Genomic DNA, 17,870 nt, shown 5'->3' on the forward strand with positions numbered 1-17,870 from the left:
CCAAAAAACATCATGAACTTGACTCAGGCTTCCTCCCCTCATTCAGATCAGCCCGGTGGTGAGATGCCTCCTGTGTTGCCCGATGACCGTCCATTCTTGCAGCGTCTTGGCGCGTTTGACTGGCTGTTCGCACTTGCGCTGGTCGTCGGCGCGGGGTTTGCGTTGTGGCGCTATCACGCGTTCATGAATTATTACGACAAGCTGGTGCTGGTTTGTGCCGTGCCCGTATTCGTTGCGCTGGGCTGGCGCTGGAAGCCCTCGCGTCTTCTGATGGCCGGTATTGCGGTGCTCTCGCTGCTGGCGATCTGGATTTACCAGGGCGATCTGGCGCGGGCCGATAGCGCGTTCTTTCTGAAATATCTGCTCTCGAGCCAGTCGGCCATTCTGTGGATGAGCGCTTTATTCGTGCTTGCCACGCTGTTCTACTGGATCGGCATGTTGACGCGTTCGCCGACAGGCGGCGCAATTGGTTCGAAGCTGACTTGGGCCGCTGTTTTGATGGGCTTCGTTGGCCTGATGGTGCGCTGGTACGAGTCCTATCTGATTGGCGCCGATGTAGGCCACATTCCGGTGTCGAACCTGTATGAAGTGTTTGTGCTGTTCAGCCTGATTACCGCGCTGCTTTATCTGTATTACGAGCGGCACTACAACACGCGCTCGCTGGGCGCGTTTGTTTTGCTGGTGATTAGCGCTGCCGTGGCCTTTCTGATGTGGTATTCGATCGCGCGTGATGCACAGCAGATTCAGCCGCTCGTGCCGGCCTTGCAGAGCTGGTGGATGAAGATTCACGTGCCGGCGAATTTCATCGGTTATGGCAGTTTCGCGCTGTCCGCAATGGTGGGCGTGGCGTATCTGCTCAAGGAACGTGGCGTGCTGGCTGATCGCTTGCCCTCACTCGAGGTCCTTGATGACCTGATGTACAAGTCAATTGCCGTGGGTTTCGCTTTTTTCACGATTGCGACCATTCTTGGGGCGCTGTGGGCTGCCGAAGCATGGGGGGGCTACTGGAGCTGGGACCCGAAAGAAACATGGGCGCTTATCGTCTGGCTGAATTACGCTGCCTGGCTGCATATGCGCCTGATGAAAGGCTTGCGTGGCGCCGTGGCTGCATGGTGGGCACTGACGGGGTTGCTGGTGACGACGTTTGCCTTTCTGGGCGTGAACATGTTTTTGTCGGGTTTGCATAGCTACGGAAAGTTATAGATTGCGACCGAAGCCGGTTGTTGTTGTTATCCGAAAACCGCTGGGAGATTCGCTCCCGGCGGTTTTTTTATTGCGCTTCAAATCTGGAAATTGGGCGTAATGGTCGCTCTGGGTGCCGCACGAACGCTCAGCAGGCGGCGCGAGTCGAATGCTTATTGTCCTGGCTCCCAGGGCCTGAAAGGGGTTGGATCATGTGGATCAAACGGATGGTGCGAGGCGCGTTGAGCGGCGATGACATGGCTCGCAGCGAGATCACGCCACAACAGGTCTTTGAGAACCGGCGGCGGGTGCTGCAACTCGCGGGCGTGGCGACTGCGGCGACACTGGGCAACCTGATTGGCGTCAACGGCGAAGCCCTGGCCGCTTATACCTCGCCGGACAGCGGGGCGCAAAAACTGGCGGCGAAGACAAATTCCCGCTTTGTCGCGCCGGACAAGGTCACGCCCTATAAAGACATCACGTCGTATAACAATTTCTATGAATTCGGCACGGATAAAAGCGATCCTGCTCAACGCGCGGCTAGCCTGCGCCCGCGTCCATGGCGCATTAGCGTCGAAGGTGAGGTGAAGAACGCGAAAGTCTATGACATCGACGCGCTGCTCAAGCTCGCACCGCTTGAAGAGCGGGTGTATCGGCTGCGCTGTGTCGAAGGCTGGTCGATGGTGATTCCATGGATCGGTTTTCCGTTATCGGAACTGATCCGGCGCGCCGAGCCGACCGGTAACGCCAAGTTTGTCCAGTTCGTGACCTTGGCCGATCCGTCGCAAATGCCAGGCCTGTCCGTGCCGGTTCTTGAATGGCCTTATTCCGAAGGCTTGCGCATGGATGAGGCGATGCATCCGCTCACGCTGTTGACGATGGGGGTCTACGGGCAGGTGCTGCCGAACCAGAATGGCGCACCGGTGCGCATTGTCGTGCCCTGGAAATACGGTTTCAAGAGTGCGAAGTCGCTGGTGAAAATCCGTTTTCTTGAACACCAGCCGCCCACGAGCTGGAACAGCTACGCTAAACAGGAATACGGTTTTTATTCGAATGTGAATCCGGAGGTTGACCATCCGCGCTGGAGCCAGGCGAGCGAACGGCGAATTGGCGAAGACGGTTTCTTCACACCGAAACGCAAGACGCTGATGTTCAATGGGTATGCCGAGCAAGTGGCTGCGCTGTATCACGGCATGGATCTGAAGAAGAACTTCTAGGCCTCCGGCACCGTGGCGATCAATGTGCAAAAAGATTTGAACAAGCTGTGCCTCCCCGGACAGGAAAACCTGTGACGTGTCACAAGCCCTCTTCTGCGGTGGGTGGCGGCTGGGTAGCCCCGGCCAGAATCATCGTGTTTCTCGCCGCCTGGTATCCGCTGGCGCGTCTCGTAGTGTTGGGCCTGACTGGGCGGCTAGGCGCCAATCCGATTGAGTTCATCACGCGTTCGACAGGGCTGTGGACGCTGGTTTTTCTCTGTATCACGCTCGCGGTGACGCCGCTACGCCGTCTCACCGGGATCAATGCGCTGTTGCGGTTTCGTCGCATGCTTGGCCTGTATGTTTTTTTCTATGCGACGCTGCATTTCACGACCTATCTTTGGTTCGACAAATGGTTCGATTGGCTGGCGATCCTGAAAGACATTGGCAAGCGGCCTTTTATCACGGTGGGTTTTGCGGCGTTTATTTTGCTGCTGCTGTTAGCGCTGACCTCGCCACGCGCGATGGTGCGCAGGCTTGGACGCCGCTGGCAGATTTTGCATCGTGCCATTTACGCCATTGGTGTGCTGGCGATCCTGCATTTCTGGTGGATGAAAGCGGGTAAGCACGATCTGATGTTGCCTAAAATTTATGGCGCCATCATGGCGCTACTTCTGGGATGGCGTCTGATGATGTGGTTGCGTGGGCGGATGACGCGAACGTCTTTGAAACCATGATGCATGGCTAAAACACGGATAAAACGAAAAAAGCGATACGGTATCCAGATGCCGTATCGCTTTTTGATTGTGCGCGTCGTGCGCGAAGGATTGAACGAAAGCCTAGTCTGGCAGAATCGTTTCGTTCGCAAAGAGTTGCGCGACTTCTTCACGCACCCGGACGACGTGGACTTGATCTCCATCCACCATCACCTCTGCTGCGCGTGGCCGGGTGTTGTAGTTGGAGCTCATCGCAAAGCCATAGGCGCCCGCCGAATACACCGCCAGCAGTTCCCCAGGGCTTACCGCCAGACGCCGTTCGCGGCCTAGCCAGTCGCCGCTTTCGCAGACCGGCCCGACAACGTCATAGACTCCGGCCGGTGCGGAACCGGGGGGAGCTTGCACGACGGGCTCGATGGCATGGAACGCCTCGTACATCGCAGGGCGCGCAAGATCATTCATCGCCGCATCGACGATCGCAAAGTTTTTTTCTGCGCCGGGTTTCAGGAATTCGACCCGTGTCAGCATCACGCCTGCGTTGCCGACCAGCGAACGTCCTGGCTCGAAATACACTTCACGCTGACCGTGGCCGCGTGCTTCGATCCGCTCGAGTACCGTGCGCACGAATGCGCCAATTTCAGGGGGAGTTTCGTCCTGGTAAGTGATGCCCAGGCCGCCGCCGACGTCGATATGGCCGAGCACGATGCCATCGGCTTCGAGCTGTTCGACCAGGTCGAGCAGCTTGTCCACGGCATCGAGATAGGGGGCGATTTCGGTGATCTGCGAGCCGATATGGCAGTCGATCCCGACGACCTCAAGATGCGGCATCGCCGCCGCGGCATGGTACGCCGCACGTGCCTCGTCGAAGGCAACGCCGAACTTGTTCGATTTAAGACCGGTCGAGATATACGGGTGCGTTTTGGCATCGACGTCGGGATTGACGCGAAGCGATACCGGCGCTTTTTTGCCGAGTGCGGCGGCCACTGCATTGAGCCGGTCGAGTTCGGGGATGGATTCGACGTTGAAGCATTTCACGCCTGCGATGAGGGCGTCGCGCATTTCATCGGCGCGTTTGCCGACGCCGGAGAACACCGTGTTTTCTGCTTTGCCGCCAGCCGCGAGAACGCGTGCCAGCTCACCACCCGACACGATATCGAAGCCTGCGCCCAGACGCGCGAACACATTAAGCACGGCCAGATTGCTGTTGGCCTTGACCGCCACGTGCACCGTGGCGCGGCGGCCCTGGCAGGCATCCGCATACGCGTGCCAGGCGCGTGTCAGCGCGGCGCGCGAATACACGTATAACGGGGTGCCGAACTGTTCGGCAAGCGAAACGGCCGACACGCGCTCGGCGTGCAGTACGCCGTCGATGTAGGCAAATGCAGATGAAGTCATGCAGAAAGTCTTATTGATGAACGGGGATAGCGCTGGAGGCGGGTTGCTGCGGTGCGGGCGAGGGCTCGTTTGCAGGAGGCGTGCTCAAGGTGTCGTCGGGCGTCAGGGTTAGCGAAAGCGGCACGCCAGAGGTATCGGGCACGCTGTCGATGGGCTCTGACGCGGCGGCTGATGGCGCTGATGGCGCTGATGGCGCTGATGGCGCTGAGGGCGTTGAAGACGTGGTTTGCGCATCAGGCTGAACATCTTCATCGGCATTGTCAGGCGCAGGGGGCTGCGACCGAAGCGGTGCGGGAAGCGGTGGCACAGTGGGCAGATAGAGCGCGCCGCGTTGTCCGCAGCCGCTGAGCAAGCTGCCAGCGCAAACGGCTAAAGCCGCTACAATCGCGCTCATCCGGAAAATGACTCGCATGACTGTCCCTAAATTAGTTAATCGACGGAGTTTAGCATGTCCGACAGTGAGTACCTGAGCCGCGCTGAGGCTGTCCTGGCGGCGCTTGAGCGCACGCTCGACGCGACCGAAGTAGATCTTGAGTTCGAACGCAGCGGCAATGTTTTGACGCTCGAATTCGAGAATAAATCGAAGATCATCGTGAATTTACAACCGCCGATGCAGGAGATCTGGATCGCCGCGAAAGCAGGCGGGTTTCATTTCAGGTTTATCGACGGTGTATGGCGGGATACGCGCGGCGGCACCGAGTTTTTCGCCGCGCTTTCCGACTATGCGACGCAACAGGCCGGCGAGCCGTTGCATTTCACCCTGTGATCTGGCGATTCCTTCTCAATGTGTGACGCGAGCCACACCTGACTGGCCGTCGCCATCGGGCGGAGCGTGAAGGCGCTAGCGCGATGGCGACATCCGGCACCAGGTGAGTTTCAGTGGCCTCGAAACAGATTCATGATGTCCTGCTTTTCCTGCTCGTCGACCTGGGCTGGCGCGGTTGAGGTGCCGTCTGTGCCGTTGCCCGGTGTGGCCTGGTTCAAGCCGACCGAGGCGATAAAACCATGACCGGGAGTGAACGTGTCGTAATACAGTTCGCCGCCCAGCGTCACGATGCCATTGGGCATTGGCATCCGGTATTCCGGCACGCCTTTTAAGGCGCTGCCCATATATTCGATCCAGACCGGCAACGCTAGTCCGCCGCCGGTTTCACGATCGCCCAGGCTGCGCGGATTGTCATAGCCGATCCATGCCACGGCGGCTAACGTAGGCTGATAGCCGCCAAACCACGCATCGCGTGAATCGTTCGTGGTGCCGGTTTTGCCTGCCAGATCCGTGCGCTTCAAGGCATTTGTCTTGGACCCGGTGCCGCGTTGCGCAACGCTTTGCAGCATGCTGTTCATGATGTAGGCGTTGCGCGGATCGATTGCGTGCGGCGCGCTTTCGCCTGCCACCAGCGGTTGCGTATGCGTGACGACTATGCCGCGCTGGTCGGTAACCTCAGCGATCAGATAAGGATTGACGCGATAGCCACCGTTGGCGAAAACCGAAAATGCCCCGGCCATCTGTAGCGGTGTGACTTGTCCCGCGCCAAGCGCCATCGGCAGGTAGGCAGGATTGCGGTCGGCATCGAAGCCAAAGCGGGTAATGAACTGCTGCGCGTACTTCGTGCCAATCTGGTTCAGGATGCGGATTGAAACCAGATTTTTGGATTTTTGCAGCCCGGTGCGCATGCTCATCGGACCATCGAAGCTTCCGCCGTAGTTTTTCGGCTCCCACGCTTGTCCACCGGTTTCAGCGGCGCTGAAGTAAAGCGGAGCATCGTTGACGATGGTCGCCGGGCCGAGCCCCTTGTCCAGCGCAGCCGAATATACGAACGGCTTGAAGCTGGAGCCCGGTTGCCGCCAGGCTTGAGTGACGTGATTGAACTTGTTCTTGTTGAAATCGAAACCGCCCACCAGGGCGCGAATCGCGCCGTTTTGCGGCACGACCGAGATAAACGCGCCTTCGATCTGCGGCAATTGGGTAATGGACCACTTGCCGTCTTCGCCTTTGATGAGCCGAACGATTGCGCCGGGCCGAATGCGCTGGTTAGGCTGGGCACGTGGGCCAAGTGCGAATGCGGCGAAACGCAGGTTATCGCCTTCGATGATGGCGGTATTGCCGTCGCTGAAGCTGGCTTCTACCTGTTTCGGGCTGGCTGCGGTGACAACCGCGGCGATGATCTCGCCGTTATCCGGATGGTCGAGCAAGGCATCATCGATTGCCTGTTCACGTTCGGTTTTGTCGTCGGGCAGTTCAATAAAGGCTTCCGGCCCGCGATAACCATGGCGCCGCTCGTAGTTCATCAGACCCTTGCGCAAGGCGCGGTAAGCGGTGTCCTGATCGGCGGAATCGATCGTGGTGACGACGTTGAGCCCGCGTGTATAGGTTTCTTCCCGATACTGCGCGTACATCAGTTGCCGCACCATTTCGGCGACGTATTCGGCGTGCACGCTGAATTCTTTCCCCGCGCCCTTGATGACCAGCTGTTGGCTGCTAGCTTCGTCGTATTGCGCCTGAGTGATGTCGTGCAGTTCCAGCATGCGTTGCAGGATGTACTCCTGGCGAACCTTGGCCCGTTTGGGATTGACTACGGGGTTATAGGCCGAAGGCGCTTTTGGCAAACCCGCGAGCATCGCGGATTCAGCCAGCGTCAGGTCTTTCAGTTCTTTGCCGAAATATATCCGCGCGGCGCTGGCGAAGCCGTAAGCGCGCTGCCCCAGATAAATCTGGTTCATGTAGACCTCGAGAATCTGGTCTTTCGATAACCTGGATTCGATCTTGTACGCCAGCAGCATTTCGTAAATCTTGCGCGTGTAGGTTTTTTCGCTCGATAAAAAGAAGTTGCGGGCCACTTGCATGGTGATCGTGCTCGCGCCCTGCGAGGCATGACCGTTGGTCAGCGCGACAAAACCGGCTCGTGCGATACCCGTCAGATCGACGCCGCCATGATCGTAAAAACGGGCGTCTTCGATGGCCAGCACGGCTTTTTTCAGTGTTTCGGGCACATCCTGGATATGGACGATATCGCGCCGTTCTTCGCCGAATTCGCCGATCAGTACGTGGTCGGCGGTGTAAATGCGCAGGGGCACCTTGGGACGGTAATCGGTGAGCGCGTCAAGTGACGGCAGGTTGGGTGTGGCGACAACCAGCGCATAGCACAGCACCAGACCCCCGCAGACGATGGCCGCTGCGATCAGGCCGACGAACCAGAGGCTCACCTTGAGCCATAGCGGCTGCGTGCGCTTTTCCTTTTCGGGAGCAGGCGGAGGAGAAACAGGAGCGGGAGGCAAAGATTCCATATAGGCACCAAAAAACAGTCCCGCGATTATAGCCGTCCGCGTTTTTGGTCTTTTCTTGTAAAAAACCGTTGATAAAAACCCGGGTTTCGCGCTGTGCCGCGAAATCTGGAACAGCCCTACTGTAACCAGGCTCAGGGCATCCACGGCGCGCTTTAACGCAGCGTTAGCCATCTGGCCGAATATCGCGCCCTCCTTGCGCCAGGCACAATTTTTTCATTGCTGGCCGTGCCCGTTGGGTGACGGTGTCGGGCGAGTTGAGTCTGGAGGAGTGAATGGTGCTGGATGATTCATTGTTATTAGGGCTGCGCCGCTTCGCGGTGGGGGTCGATGTCAGCCCGCAAGGCGTGAGGTTGGTGGTGTTAAGCCAGCGCGGGCGAGCCAGGACGACCTTGCGCATCGAATATCTGGCTTCGCAGCCTCTGCCGGCCGGTGCGATGGCGGGTGCCGAAATTATCGACAAGGCCACCGTGGCGCAGGCGTTGCGTGAAGCGTTTGGCGGCTTGCCGCGTAGCTGTAGCCGTCACGTGCTGCACTGTGCCATGGCGGTACCCGCTTCGGCCACGCTGATGGCAACGCTTTCTTTCGCCGGGCTAGCGCCTGACAGCAGCCCGGCGGCTAGCGGTTTTAAGCTCGCGGGGCTGGAGCCTGCCGTGATGGTGGCGGCGGAACGGATAGCGGGCATCGAGCGCCATGCGCTGGCCGTTGACTGGTTTGTGGACACTTCGGTGCCTTACGAGGGGCACTTGAGCATTGCGGCGGCTGCACGGCGGCATCTCGATGACCGGGTCGAATGCGCGGCCATGGCCGGTATCGTGCTGACCACGCTGGATGGCGAGCCGCATGCTGCTTTGCGGGCGCTGCGTTACGAGGCGAGCATCGAACTCGATCCTGATGCGATATACGTCGCGCTGTGGGTGGGTTGGGACGGCATCTTTGGCTGGCGTCTGATGGATGGCCAGGTGGCACGCGAAATCCGCTATCCCGATGCCCGATACACCGATCTGGCGCAGGCGTTGCGCGAACTTGCCGACGGTACGGCACCCAACTGCGCGCTGGTAGGAGGGGAGCTGGATTTGCTGGATGGCGTGAGTTTTTCTCTCGCGGATATCGGCGATGTGCTGGGTTGCATCGTTTTGCCATTTGAATGCATGGCTTTCGGCAGTCGTTCCCAGAGCGTTCAGGGAGGGCTGCTGCATGAGCCCGCGTGTGCTGTCGCGTGTGGCCTGGCGTTACGCGAGGTGATGGAATGAGCCCGCTGCTTCTGGGGTGGGCCAGAACCGGTAAAAGGCAGCCGCGCGCATTGCGGCGCTTATGGCTTGGAGGTTTCAATTTATTGCCTTACCGCCAGCGCGATGCGCGGCGTGCCCGCCAACGCTGCCTGATACAAGGCTGCGCGGCGGCCGTCGCAGGATTGGCAGCCGTTGCTGCCGTAGCAGGTTGGCACGCCATCGAGCGCATCAGGACGGATACGCAACGCGCGGTACTCGAGCATTCGCTGGCGCAACTGGCGGCACCGCTGGCTGAACACGAACAGCTAAAGCGCAATGCGGCGTTGCAACGTCAGCTCGTGGAACAGGCCGCAGCAGCCTCAGTGCCGACGACACGCTTGCTCGTCTTGCTGTATGCGCTGGGCCACATGGCTGCGGAAGGTGTGACCGTGCACGAGATGCAAGTGCGCGGACAGGACGCCCGAGTGCTGGCGAGCGCACCCGGCCATATGGCCGCTGCCGCATGGTTGAAACAGCTTTCGCTTGTGCCTGATGTAAAAAATGCGGAGATGAACGGCCTGCGCCGTGCGAATGATGCTGTGCACAACACGCGTTCCTCCGATCCGGCCCCGGTGGAGTTTGCCGTCAGGTGGCACTGGGGCGGCTCGGCTGCTGCGGGTGCTCCTGGTGCTTCTGACGTTTCTGATGCTTCTGGTACATCCAGCACATCGGGTGCAACGAGCGGCGCAGCAGGTTCGGTGCGAGGTGCGCGATGAAGGCCGCGGCCGTACCTCAATGGAATCCGTCAGGCCCTGGAATAAGCCGTTTGCAACTGGGCTTGCCGCTCGAGTTATGGAGTGACCGCCGCCGCTGGATGGTTGGGCTTTTGCTTGCCGCAACGGTTTTTATTCTGGGCGTACAGGGCTGGTATGCCGCCGATCTGGGGCATCTGATGTACAGCCGAACTTTGTTCGAAGACGTGCAGCAGCGTTTGCTGGCTGCGAGAAAGACAGTCCAGGGATTGCCTGGGCTACGCCATCAGGTCGCCTCCGCCAGGCAGTCCGTTACTCGTGTGAATCCGTACTGGAGTACCGCAGACGATGTGCGGATCGTGTCCCAGCTAGCCGCACAGAGTGGCATTGAGCTGTTGACGCTCGAACACGGCGTGGCAAGTGGCGCAGGCGGTGGGGTTGCCCAGCCGGTACATATCGTGGCCCGGACGGATTTTGCGGGACTCCTGGGGTTCCTGGGCGGATTCGCCAGCCTGCCTGTTCTGGTGGTGCCAGGCGACCTGACGATCAAGCGTGACAGGCAGTACCTGACGCTCAGCGCGACCTTGCAAGTCTATCGCGCGCTATCCCCGGCGGCCCCGGCTGTGGCCGCGGTTGCCGATACTGATATCGATGCCGATGCCGATGCCGATGCCGATGCCGATGAGGGCGAGGTACTTCTGCTGGATCCTTTCGCGGCAGGGCTTGCGACAGCAGAGGGGAATCCCTCATTGACCGTGAGTGCGTCATTGAAGCTCGTGGGTCTGCTGCGCCAGGGCTCGCGCAGTCTGGCGCTAGTCGAAACGCCGGACGGTGTCATGACAGTCGCGCCTGGTCAGCACCTAGGCGTTGAACGCGTTAGCCGGATTACTGCCCGTGGTATCACGTTGGCCCGGCTGGGCAATCAGGGCGATGGTCAGGACGAGGAACGGTTCCTGGCGTTTCTTGAGAAGACGCCATGAAAAACGCTCGAATCATTTGTCTCATGCTGTATTTGTGTAGCGCGGGTTACGTGGTGCAGGTTGAGGTGCATGCGGCAGTCCCCCCCTTGCCGCCGTTGCCATCCTCATCTTTTCCCCGTGTCACGGCCGTAGTGGCTGTGTCAAACCCGTTTCAGGAGCCTGTCGCGGCAGCGGATCCGGCCCCAACTGAAACAGATACAGACATAAATACAGTCTTGCCTGAGGTGCCTGAGGTGCCTGAGGTGCCTGATGCGCCTGAACCGGGGTTGCCTGCTGGCATGCCGCCATCACTGCGGTCAGTGCCTCAGGCGGTTAGGCCGAACATGGACACCCGGCCTGCGGTAGAGGGGCTTGAAGGCCCGCCGGTGCCGTTGCCCGCCGCAGCTCGTCTGAGCCCAGCGACAAGCGCGACGCCGGGTTATTCACCGGATGACGGTCTGGGCCCGGATAAACCCATCACCCTCGATTTCCAGCACGCTGAACTAGGTGCGGTGCTGAATGCGTTCGCGCGTTTCACGGGGCTCAACATCGTCGCTAGCGAGCGTGTGCGTGGAGCGGTTTCGTTGCAGCTAGACAAGGTGCCCTGGCGTGAGGCATTCGACACCTTGCTCGATGTCAATGGCTTGGCGATGAAGCGCCGTGGCAAGGTCATCTGGGTCGCCCCCGTCGCCGATCTGGCGGCGCGCGAGCGTTTGCGCTATGAGGCCCATGCCCGGGCGATGGATCTGGAGCCGCTCGCCAGCCGTACTTTTGAGTTGCACTATGCCCGCGCCGAAGAAGTGCGGCGTTTGCTAACCGCGTCCGGCAGTCAGCGCGTGCTGTCCAAACGGGGTGCGGTGATGGCTGATCCGCGCACCAACATGCTCTTCGTTACCGATCTGCAAGTGCGTCTGGCGCAGATCGGCACGTTACTTTCCGCGCTCGACCGGCCTGCGCGTCAGGTACTGATCGAGGCGCGCATCGTCGAAGGCGAACAGGGCTTCTCGCGCACGCTAGGCGCACGGCTTTCGCTTGCCAGTACACGCACCGATGGCGTGTCGACAGGCTTGGCCGGTGGCAAGGAGGGCTCGATTTATGACTTGTCGGCCCGTCCCATAGCAGGGTTTGAGGCCGCGACGGCTGGCCTGACGCTGTTTGCGGCCCATGCTACGCGCCTGCTCAATATTGAATTGAGCGCACTGGAAGCCGAGGGGCGCGGGCAACTGGTGTCGAGCCCGCGAGTGGTTACCGCGGAACGGATGAAAGCGATCGTCGAGCAGGGAACCGAGCTGCCTTACCAGGCGAAGGTGGGGCAAGGTGTCTCGGGCGTGCAGTTTCGGCGCGCCAGCCTGAAGCTTGAAGTCGAGCCGCAGATCACCCCCGATGGCCGGGTCGTGCTTGATCTCGATGTCGCAAAGGACAGCGTTGGCGAGCAAACTGCCGCCGGCCCGGCGATCAATACCAAACACGTGCGCACCCGGGTTGAGGTGGAGGATGGTGGAACCGTGTCGATTGGCGGCATTTACGAGACAGCAAACCGCGATGACGTTGCTCGGGTGCCATTCCTTGGGAAAATCCCATTTCTGGGCGCGCTTTTTCGCCATCGGGCACATCGTGACCAGCGTAGCGAGCTGGTGGTGTTCATCACACCCAAAGTAGTGCAACCTGATTGACCCTCCGGCCAGGCTGGCGGGTGGCAGACTCGACAAGGCACGCGCTTTGCCAGTAAGCTGCGGCACGAACCATAGCGGAATAGCCAGAGGACACCGTTGCAAGCGCTGGATGCACACGCCAATGTATTTTTTGTAGGCCTCATGGGGGCGGGTAAAACCACTGTAGGCCGTGCCGTGGCGCGTCGGCTGGGTCGTCCGTTTTTCGATTCCGACCATGAAATTGAAGCGCGCACGGGCACGCGGGTCCCGATCATTTTCGAGATCGAGGGAGAAGCCGGGTTCCGCGAGCGCGAGGCGCAAGTCATCGCAGATCTGACCCAGCAACGACGCATTGTGCTGGCCACGGGCGGCGGTGTGATTTTGCGCGAGGATAACCGCGCGGCGCTGCATCAGAATGGCCTTGTGATCTATCTGCGCGCCACGCCACACGACCTCTGGCTGCGTACCCGGCGCGACCGCAACCGCCCGCTGCTTCAAACTGAAGATCCCAAAGCGCGGCTCGAAGCGCTGTTCGAAATCCGCGACCCGCTGTACCGTGAGTGCGCGCACTTCATCATCGAAACCGGACGGCCATCGGTCAACGGTCTCGTCAATATGGTGCTGATGCAGCTTGAAATGGCTGGCATCACGCAACCTGCCGCTTTATAAGGGCCATGCATGATTACCGTCAATGTTGAACTAGGCGAGCGCGCCTATCCCATTCATATCGGTGTCGACCTGATTCATCAGACGGCATTGTTTGCGCCGCATATTGCCGGGGCGGGCATTACCATTGTGACCAATACGACGGTTGATCCGTTGTATGGCACCGCCTTGCGACAGGCACTTGCGCCACTGGGAAAACGTGTCGAAACGGTGGTTTTGCCCGATGGCGAAGCTTATAAAAACTGGGAAACGCTCAATCAGATTTTCGATGCGCTACTGAGCGCACGCGCGGACCGTAAAACCACGCTGATCGCGCTGGGTGGGGGCGTCACCGGTGATATGACCGGGTTTGCGGCAGCTTGTTATATGCGTGGCGTGCCGTTTATCCAGGTGCCGACCACGCTGCTGTCCCAGGTTGACTCGTCTGTTGGCGGCAAGACGGGGATCAATCATCCGCTGGGCAAGAACATGATCGGTGCGTTCTATCAGCCACAAGCGGTCATCGCTGATGTCGGCGTGCTCAGGACGCTGCCTGAGCGTGAACTGTCAGCAGGCATTGCCGAGGTCATCAAGACCGGCGCAATTGCCGACGCCCGGTTTTTCGCCTGGATCGAAGCCAATATGGCCGCGCTTAACCGCTGCGAGCCGCTGGCGCTGGCCGAAGCGGTCAAGCGCTCGTGCGAGATCAAGGCCTCGGTCGTGGCGGCCGATGAACGCGAAAGCGGTTTGCGCGCCATCCTCAACTTTGGCCACACGTTTGGCCACGCAATTGAAGCCGGTCTCGGCTACGGTGCATGGCTGCATGGTGAGGCGGTCGGATGCGGGATGGTGCTGGCGGCTGATTTATCGGTTCGACTCGGCTATCTCGATGAAGCCGTGCGCCGCCGTCTGGTGGAGGTGATCGTTGCAGCGCGTTTGCCGGTGCACGCGCCAGCGTTGGGCGAGGCGCGCTATATCGAGCTGATGCGTGTCGACAAAAAAGCGGAAGCCGGCGAGATCAAGTTTATTTTGCTCAAACGTTTGGGTGAGACACTCGTCACCACGGCTCCCGACAATGCCGTGCGCGCCACGCTTGCCGCTGCAGTTTGAGTATCGCCAGAGGCAAAGGCAACCATGACTGAAGCCCGCGCTGCCAGGGCCGTTAGCGCCATCAGCGCCCTCGTGCAGCCCATGCCAGCGGATCTTGAGCGTCACCTCGCGCCGTATGCGGCGCGTTCTGCGTACTCCGCTGGACGGCGCTATCCGGAGGCGCCGCCTGACGCTCGCACCGAATTTCAGCGTGACCGCGATCGTATTATTCATTCGACGGCTTTTCGCCGTCTTGAATACAAAACGCAGGTGTTCGTCAATCACGAAGGCGACCTGTTTCGCACGCGTCTTACGCACAGCCTTGAAGTCGCGCAAATTGCACGTTCGCTCGCCCGCAACCTGAGCGTCAACGAAGATCTGGTGGAGGCCATTGCGTTGGCCCATGACTTAGGCCATACACCGTTTGGCCATGCCGGACAGGATGCGCTCAACGAATGCATGCGCGATCACGGTGGCTTTGAACACAATCTGCAAAGCCTCGCGGTGGTTGATGATCTGGAAGAGCACTACGGTGGGTTCAATGGCCTCAATCTGTGTTTTGAAACCCGCGAAGGCATTCTGAAACATTGCTCGCGTGAGCATGCACGACGTTTGGGCCCGTTGGGAGAGCGTTTCCTGCTTGGGCGACGGCCGTCTATTGAGGCGCAAATTGCGAATGTCGCCGATGAGATCGCCTATAACAATCACGATGTCGATGATGGCTTGCGTTCGGGGTTACTCACGGTGGAGCAGCTTGCGCAAGTCGAGCTATGGCAGGTGCATTACGAAGCGGCGCTGCGCGAATATCCGCTGATCGAAGGGCGGCGGCTGGTTCACGAAACGGTGCGCCGCGTGATCAATAGGCTGATTGTCGATCTGGCCGATACCACTCGACGCAATCTTGCCCGGTACGCACCCACCTCGCTGGAGGCCGTCCGTGCCGCACCGCCGCTGGTCGTGCATAGCGAAGCCGTAGCCGCACAGGCATTGGCGCTCAAACAGTTTCTGTTTAAAAACCTGTACCGCCATTACCGTGTGATGCGTATGGCGAACAAGGCGCGGCGCGTGGTGACCGGCCTGTTCACAGCGTTTGCTGCCGATCCGCGCCTGCTGCCCCCGGCTTATCAGGCTGCTGATGTATCTGATGCAGCCGCGGCGGTGACGCAGCCGCGTCTGATTGCACATTACATCGCGGGGATGACCGACCGGTACGCTCTGAAAGAGTATCAGCAGATTTTTGCCGTTGACGACAATTAAGCGATATTAGAGCGGGGTTGCGGGCGGCAATGGGGCGCTTGAAAAGCAAAACGCGCCGGCGGAGTGTTTCCTGACGGCGCGTTAAGTTGATGAGCCGGGAGATCTATCCGCGCTATCCGCGGCTACGGGCCAGCAAGGCACCCACGACTATCCCGAGGCCTCCCACGATGGCGATCGCTTGCCAGGGGTTTGCATGGACATAGTCATCGGCGTCCGCCAGCGAGACTTCGACTTGTTCGCGTACCGCCTGGCGGGTGTCGTTGACGCGTGCGTAGGTTGTATCCAGAAGCTTGCGCAACTGGCCGCGCAGTTCCGCGACATCGGCCTTGGTGCCATCGGCCATGGCTTCTTCGATGGACGACATCAGCGTTTGCAGTTCACCACCAATATCTTCAGCGGCATCGCGGCCGTGACGTGTGATGCGGCGTACATGACGCTGCGTTTTCGTCCAGGATTCGCCGAGCGCGTCTCGCGTTTTCGGTAGTGCCTTCATAAGTGCTCCGTCAATGAGGTGGGCATGAATGGACGCTCTCCCATGCATGCGAGAGGCCAGGATGTGACGCAACTTCGATGCCAGTTCAGACGAAGCGTTCCATGCAGAGGCGCGTTACCGAAAAAATAAATGAATATGTGTAAATCTGGCTGTGATGCGAGTCAAAGTTACAACTCAGATGGGATCGGGCAGAGATATGGCGTGTCAGCCGCCATGAACTGTCCTCTGCCCGAGCGTTTGCAGCGTTAAAAACGATAGCCGAGGTTGAGGTAGGTCACGATTGGATTGAGCGTGATTTTGGTTTGTGACTGGACGTTCAACTGGCCTACAGGCGTATTGGCTAACGAATTCAGCTTGGCCGTAACCTTGAGTGGCAGATACGAGATTGACAGCCCGGCAAACCAGTGCTGGTCGAATGCATAGGTAAAACCCGCATTAAACACCGGAGCCCAAGAACTATTCGTAGTCACCGTGGTCGGACCATGCAGTACGTTTTGCTGAAACGCACCATTGGTGATTCGTTCACCAGTAAACCATACGCGGCTCACGCCAAGACCCAGATACGGCCGGAATTTGGCTTGGGCTGCGTTGAAGTAGTACTTGAACAGCAACGTGGGGCTCCACTGTTTTGCTTCGCCGATCTTGCCGTAGTCTGCAAAGGAGCCTGCACCCTTGAGGTCGAACGAAGGCGGTACGCCCAGAACGATTTCAGTAGCGATGTGGTCTGTGACGAAATAGCCTGCCGTGAAGCCGATCGTATCGGCATCGCTGATGCTGGCACCGGTGTTCGGCAAGGTGATGTTGACAGGAGAGCCGCCAACGCTTGTTTCTCTTAGTGCTTCACTGCTGTCTTGCGGTGCCATATGGAACCAGCCGGTTGTGACGTAAAAAGACCCTGCTGACTGTGCATGGGCCGTACTCACGCAGGCAAATGCAGCTAGCCCCGTGATGGTTTGTTTTAATTTCATGTGTGCTCCTCCAAAAAGCCCGCTCATTATGACGAGAACGTTTGAAACAAACCATACAAGGCAATTAGAGCTTTCTCCCTAAGGTCCGCGTGCTTTCTGGCTGTACCGGGCCCCGCATGTACAAGGCCTGGAAAACCTTCGGGTATATCCCAATCCGACTATTGGACACTTCAGCATGGCACGGCTTGCACGTCTTTATGTTCCCGACCAGCCGCAACACGTTATTTTGCGTGGGCTTGAAGCTCAGCCTGCGTTTGTCGATGACCAGGATTACGAGCTTTTCATCGACTGCCTGAAAGCGGCGGCACGCGATCACCGGCTTTCCATTCACGCCTATGCGCTGATGCCTGGCGCGGTGCATTTACTGGTCACGCCTGCGACCGAATCAAGTTTGCCCAAAGCCATGCAGGCAGTTGGCCGACGTTATGTGGCACATTTCAACCGGCGTTATGTGCGGCGCGGCACGTTGTGGGAGGGCCGCTATCGCGCAACGGTGATAGAAGCGGAGCGTTATTTCCTGCTCGCCAGCCGCGTGGTCGAAATGGCGCCCGTGCGTGCGGCTTTGGCAGCAACGCCCGAGGCGTATCGCTGGTCAAGTTATCGCCACCATACTGGGCTTACGCTGGATAGCCTGATTACCGACCATCCGCTTTTTTGGGCGTTGGGCAATACGCCGTTCGAGCGTCAGCGCGCTTATCACGAACTATGTGAACAGCCTTTCGATGAGCATGAGGTGGCCCAGCTGCAGCAGGCCACGCTCAAGGGCTGGGTGTTGGGCAGCGAGACTTACCGGGCATGGGCGGCAGGGGCCGCAAACCGGCGAGTGTCGCCCTTGCCACGCGGCCGTCCGCGCAAAATCCGGGAAGCATCCCAAGTGCGCTAGCGGAAGACTGAATAAGAGATGCGTCAAACGGCACGTATAACGCGTGCCGTTTTTTGTTTCTCCATTTGATGTGGAACTAATAAATACCAATATTTTGTAAATGGCTTTGTAAATAGGGTCGCACCATCATGTTTTGATTGCGATTCCTTTGTTTCGTCGCGTATATTTCGAACTCCGGCAGTTCGAGCGC

General features: G+C 59.2%; 17 protein-coding genes. 12 read left to right on the top strand and 5 right to left on the bottom strand.

The window, feature by feature from the left end; all coding sequences use genetic code 11:
• Positions 1–12 precede the first annotated feature (12 nt).
• The 3 genes from ccsB to msrQ all read left to right on the top strand — a co-directional run bounded on the left by ccsB (position 13) and on the right by msrQ (position 3,115).
• Positions 13–1,203, top strand: coding sequence for a c-type cytochrome biogenesis protein CcsB (gene ccsB, locus GH657_RS02590; RefSeq protein ID WP_153099235.1), 1,191 nt, complete (start codon positions 13–15; stop codon positions 1,201–1,203).
• A 191-nt stretch (positions 1,204–1,394) separates the two neighbouring features.
• Complete coding sequence (gene msrP, locus GH657_RS02595; protein ID WP_153099236.1) at positions 1,395–2,399, top strand: protein-methionine-sulfoxide reductase catalytic subunit MsrP; 1,005 nt, start codon at positions 1,395–1,397, stop codon at positions 2,397–2,399.
• A gap of 71 nt (positions 2,400–2,470) precedes the next feature.
• Positions 2,471–3,115, top strand: a complete 645-nt coding sequence (msrQ, locus tag GH657_RS02600; protein ID WP_246173979.1) for a protein-methionine-sulfoxide reductase heme-binding subunit MsrQ — start codon at positions 2,471–2,473, stop codon at positions 3,113–3,115.
• 102 nt (positions 3,116–3,217) lie between these two features.
• On the opposite strand, the gene lysA is transcribed toward msrQ, so the two are convergent.
• Positions 3,218–4,489: a diaminopimelate decarboxylase gene (gene lysA, locus GH657_RS02605; protein WP_153099238.1), complete on the bottom strand. Its 1,272-nt coding sequence runs from the start codon at positions 4,487–4,489 to the stop codon at positions 3,218–3,220.
• Positions 4,490–4,499: 10 nt separating this feature from the next.
• Positions 4,500–4,901 (bottom strand): LPS translocon maturation chaperone LptM, encoded by a 402-nt coding sequence (lptM, locus tag GH657_RS02610; RefSeq protein ID WP_153099239.1) that lies wholly within the window; start codon positions 4,899–4,901, stop codon positions 4,500–4,502.
• A gap of 36 nt (positions 4,902–4,937) precedes the next feature.
• Here lptM and cyaY point away from each other — a divergent pair, with 36 nt between their 5' ends.
• Positions 4,938–5,255, top strand: coding sequence for an iron donor protein CyaY (gene cyaY, locus GH657_RS02615; RefSeq protein WP_153099240.1), 318 nt, complete (start codon positions 4,938–4,940; stop codon positions 5,253–5,255).
• 110 nt (positions 5,256–5,365) lie between these two features.
• Here cyaY and GH657_RS02620 read toward each other — a convergent pair whose 3' ends face one another.
• Complete coding sequence (locus tag GH657_RS02620) at positions 5,366–7,774, bottom strand: penicillin-binding protein 1A (protein ID WP_153099241.1); 2,409 nt, start codon at positions 7,772–7,774, stop codon at positions 5,366–5,368.
• A 272-nt stretch (positions 7,775–8,046) separates the two neighbouring features.
• On the opposite strand from GH657_RS02620, the gene pilM reads away from it, so the two are divergent.
• The 7 genes from pilM (at position 8,047) to GH657_RS02655 (ending at position 15,336) form a co-directional block, all read left to right on the top strand.
• Positions 8,047–9,024, top strand: coding sequence for a type IV pilus biogenesis protein PilM (gene pilM, locus GH657_RS02625; RefSeq protein ID WP_153099242.1), 978 nt, complete (start codon positions 8,047–8,049; stop codon positions 9,022–9,024).
• Positions 9,021–9,758, top strand: coding sequence for a fimbrial assembly protein (locus tag GH657_RS02630; RefSeq protein ID WP_153099243.1), 738 nt, complete (start codon positions 9,021–9,023; stop codon positions 9,756–9,758). The genes pilM and GH657_RS02630 overlap by 4 nt, the downstream gene beginning before the upstream one ends.
• Positions 9,755–10,714, top strand: a complete 960-nt coding sequence (locus GH657_RS02635) for a hypothetical protein (protein WP_174769854.1) — start codon at positions 9,755–9,757, stop codon at positions 10,712–10,714. Before GH657_RS02630 ends, GH657_RS02635 begins: the two co-directional genes overlap by 4 nt.
• Entirely contained in the window at positions 10,711–12,366 is a 1,656-nt protein-coding gene (locus GH657_RS02640; protein ID WP_153099244.1) for a type IV pilus secretin PilQ, read from the top strand. Before GH657_RS02635 ends, GH657_RS02640 begins: the two co-directional genes overlap by 4 nt.
• 96 nt (positions 12,367–12,462) lie before the next feature.
• The gene (locus tag GH657_RS02645; RefSeq protein WP_153099245.1) at positions 12,463–13,014 is read left to right on the top strand and encodes a shikimate kinase; all 552 of its coding nucleotides are present in this window, start codon (positions 12,463–12,465) and stop codon (positions 13,012–13,014) included.
• A gap of 9 nt (positions 13,015–13,023) precedes the next feature.
• On the top strand, positions 13,024–14,100 hold the full coding sequence (aroB, locus tag GH657_RS02650) for a 3-dehydroquinate synthase (RefSeq protein WP_153099246.1): 1,077 nt from the start codon (positions 13,024–13,026) through the stop codon (positions 14,098–14,100).
• Between the two features lie 24 nt (positions 14,101–14,124).
• Positions 14,125–15,336 carry a deoxyguanosinetriphosphate triphosphohydrolase gene (locus tag GH657_RS02655; RefSeq protein ID WP_153099247.1) on the top strand — a complete coding sequence of 404 codons (1,212 nt, stop codon included), beginning with the start codon at positions 14,125–14,127 and terminating at the stop codon, positions 15,334–15,336.
• A 112-nt stretch (positions 15,337–15,448) separates the two neighbouring features.
• Here the strand turns inward: GH657_RS02655 and GH657_RS02660 are convergent, their stop codons facing one another.
• Together GH657_RS02660 and GH657_RS02665 are read right to left on the bottom strand one after the other, a co-directional pair.
• Complete coding sequence (locus tag GH657_RS02660; protein ID WP_153099248.1) at positions 15,449–15,829, bottom strand: ElaB/YgaM/YqjD family protein; 381 nt, start codon at positions 15,827–15,829, stop codon at positions 15,449–15,451.
• Between the two features lie 245 nt (positions 15,830–16,074).
• Positions 16,075–16,797 carry an OmpW/AlkL family protein gene (locus GH657_RS02665; RefSeq protein WP_153099249.1) on the bottom strand — a complete coding sequence of 241 codons (723 nt, stop codon included), beginning with the start codon at positions 16,795–16,797 and terminating at the stop codon, positions 16,075–16,077.
• 175 nt (positions 16,798–16,972) lie between these two features.
• Here GH657_RS02665 and GH657_RS02670 point away from each other — a divergent pair, with 175 nt between their 5' ends.
• A complete protein-coding gene (locus tag GH657_RS02670) occupies positions 16,973–17,680 on the top strand; it encodes a transposase (RefSeq protein WP_153099250.1) in 708 nt (235 codons plus the stop codon).
• The last annotated feature ends 190 nt before the right edge of the window (positions 17,681–17,870 follow it).

This window comes from Paraburkholderia hayleyella (assembly GCF_009455685.1).
Lineage (GTDB): Bacteria > Pseudomonadota > Gammaproteobacteria > Burkholderiales > Burkholderiaceae > Paraburkholderia > Paraburkholderia hayleyella.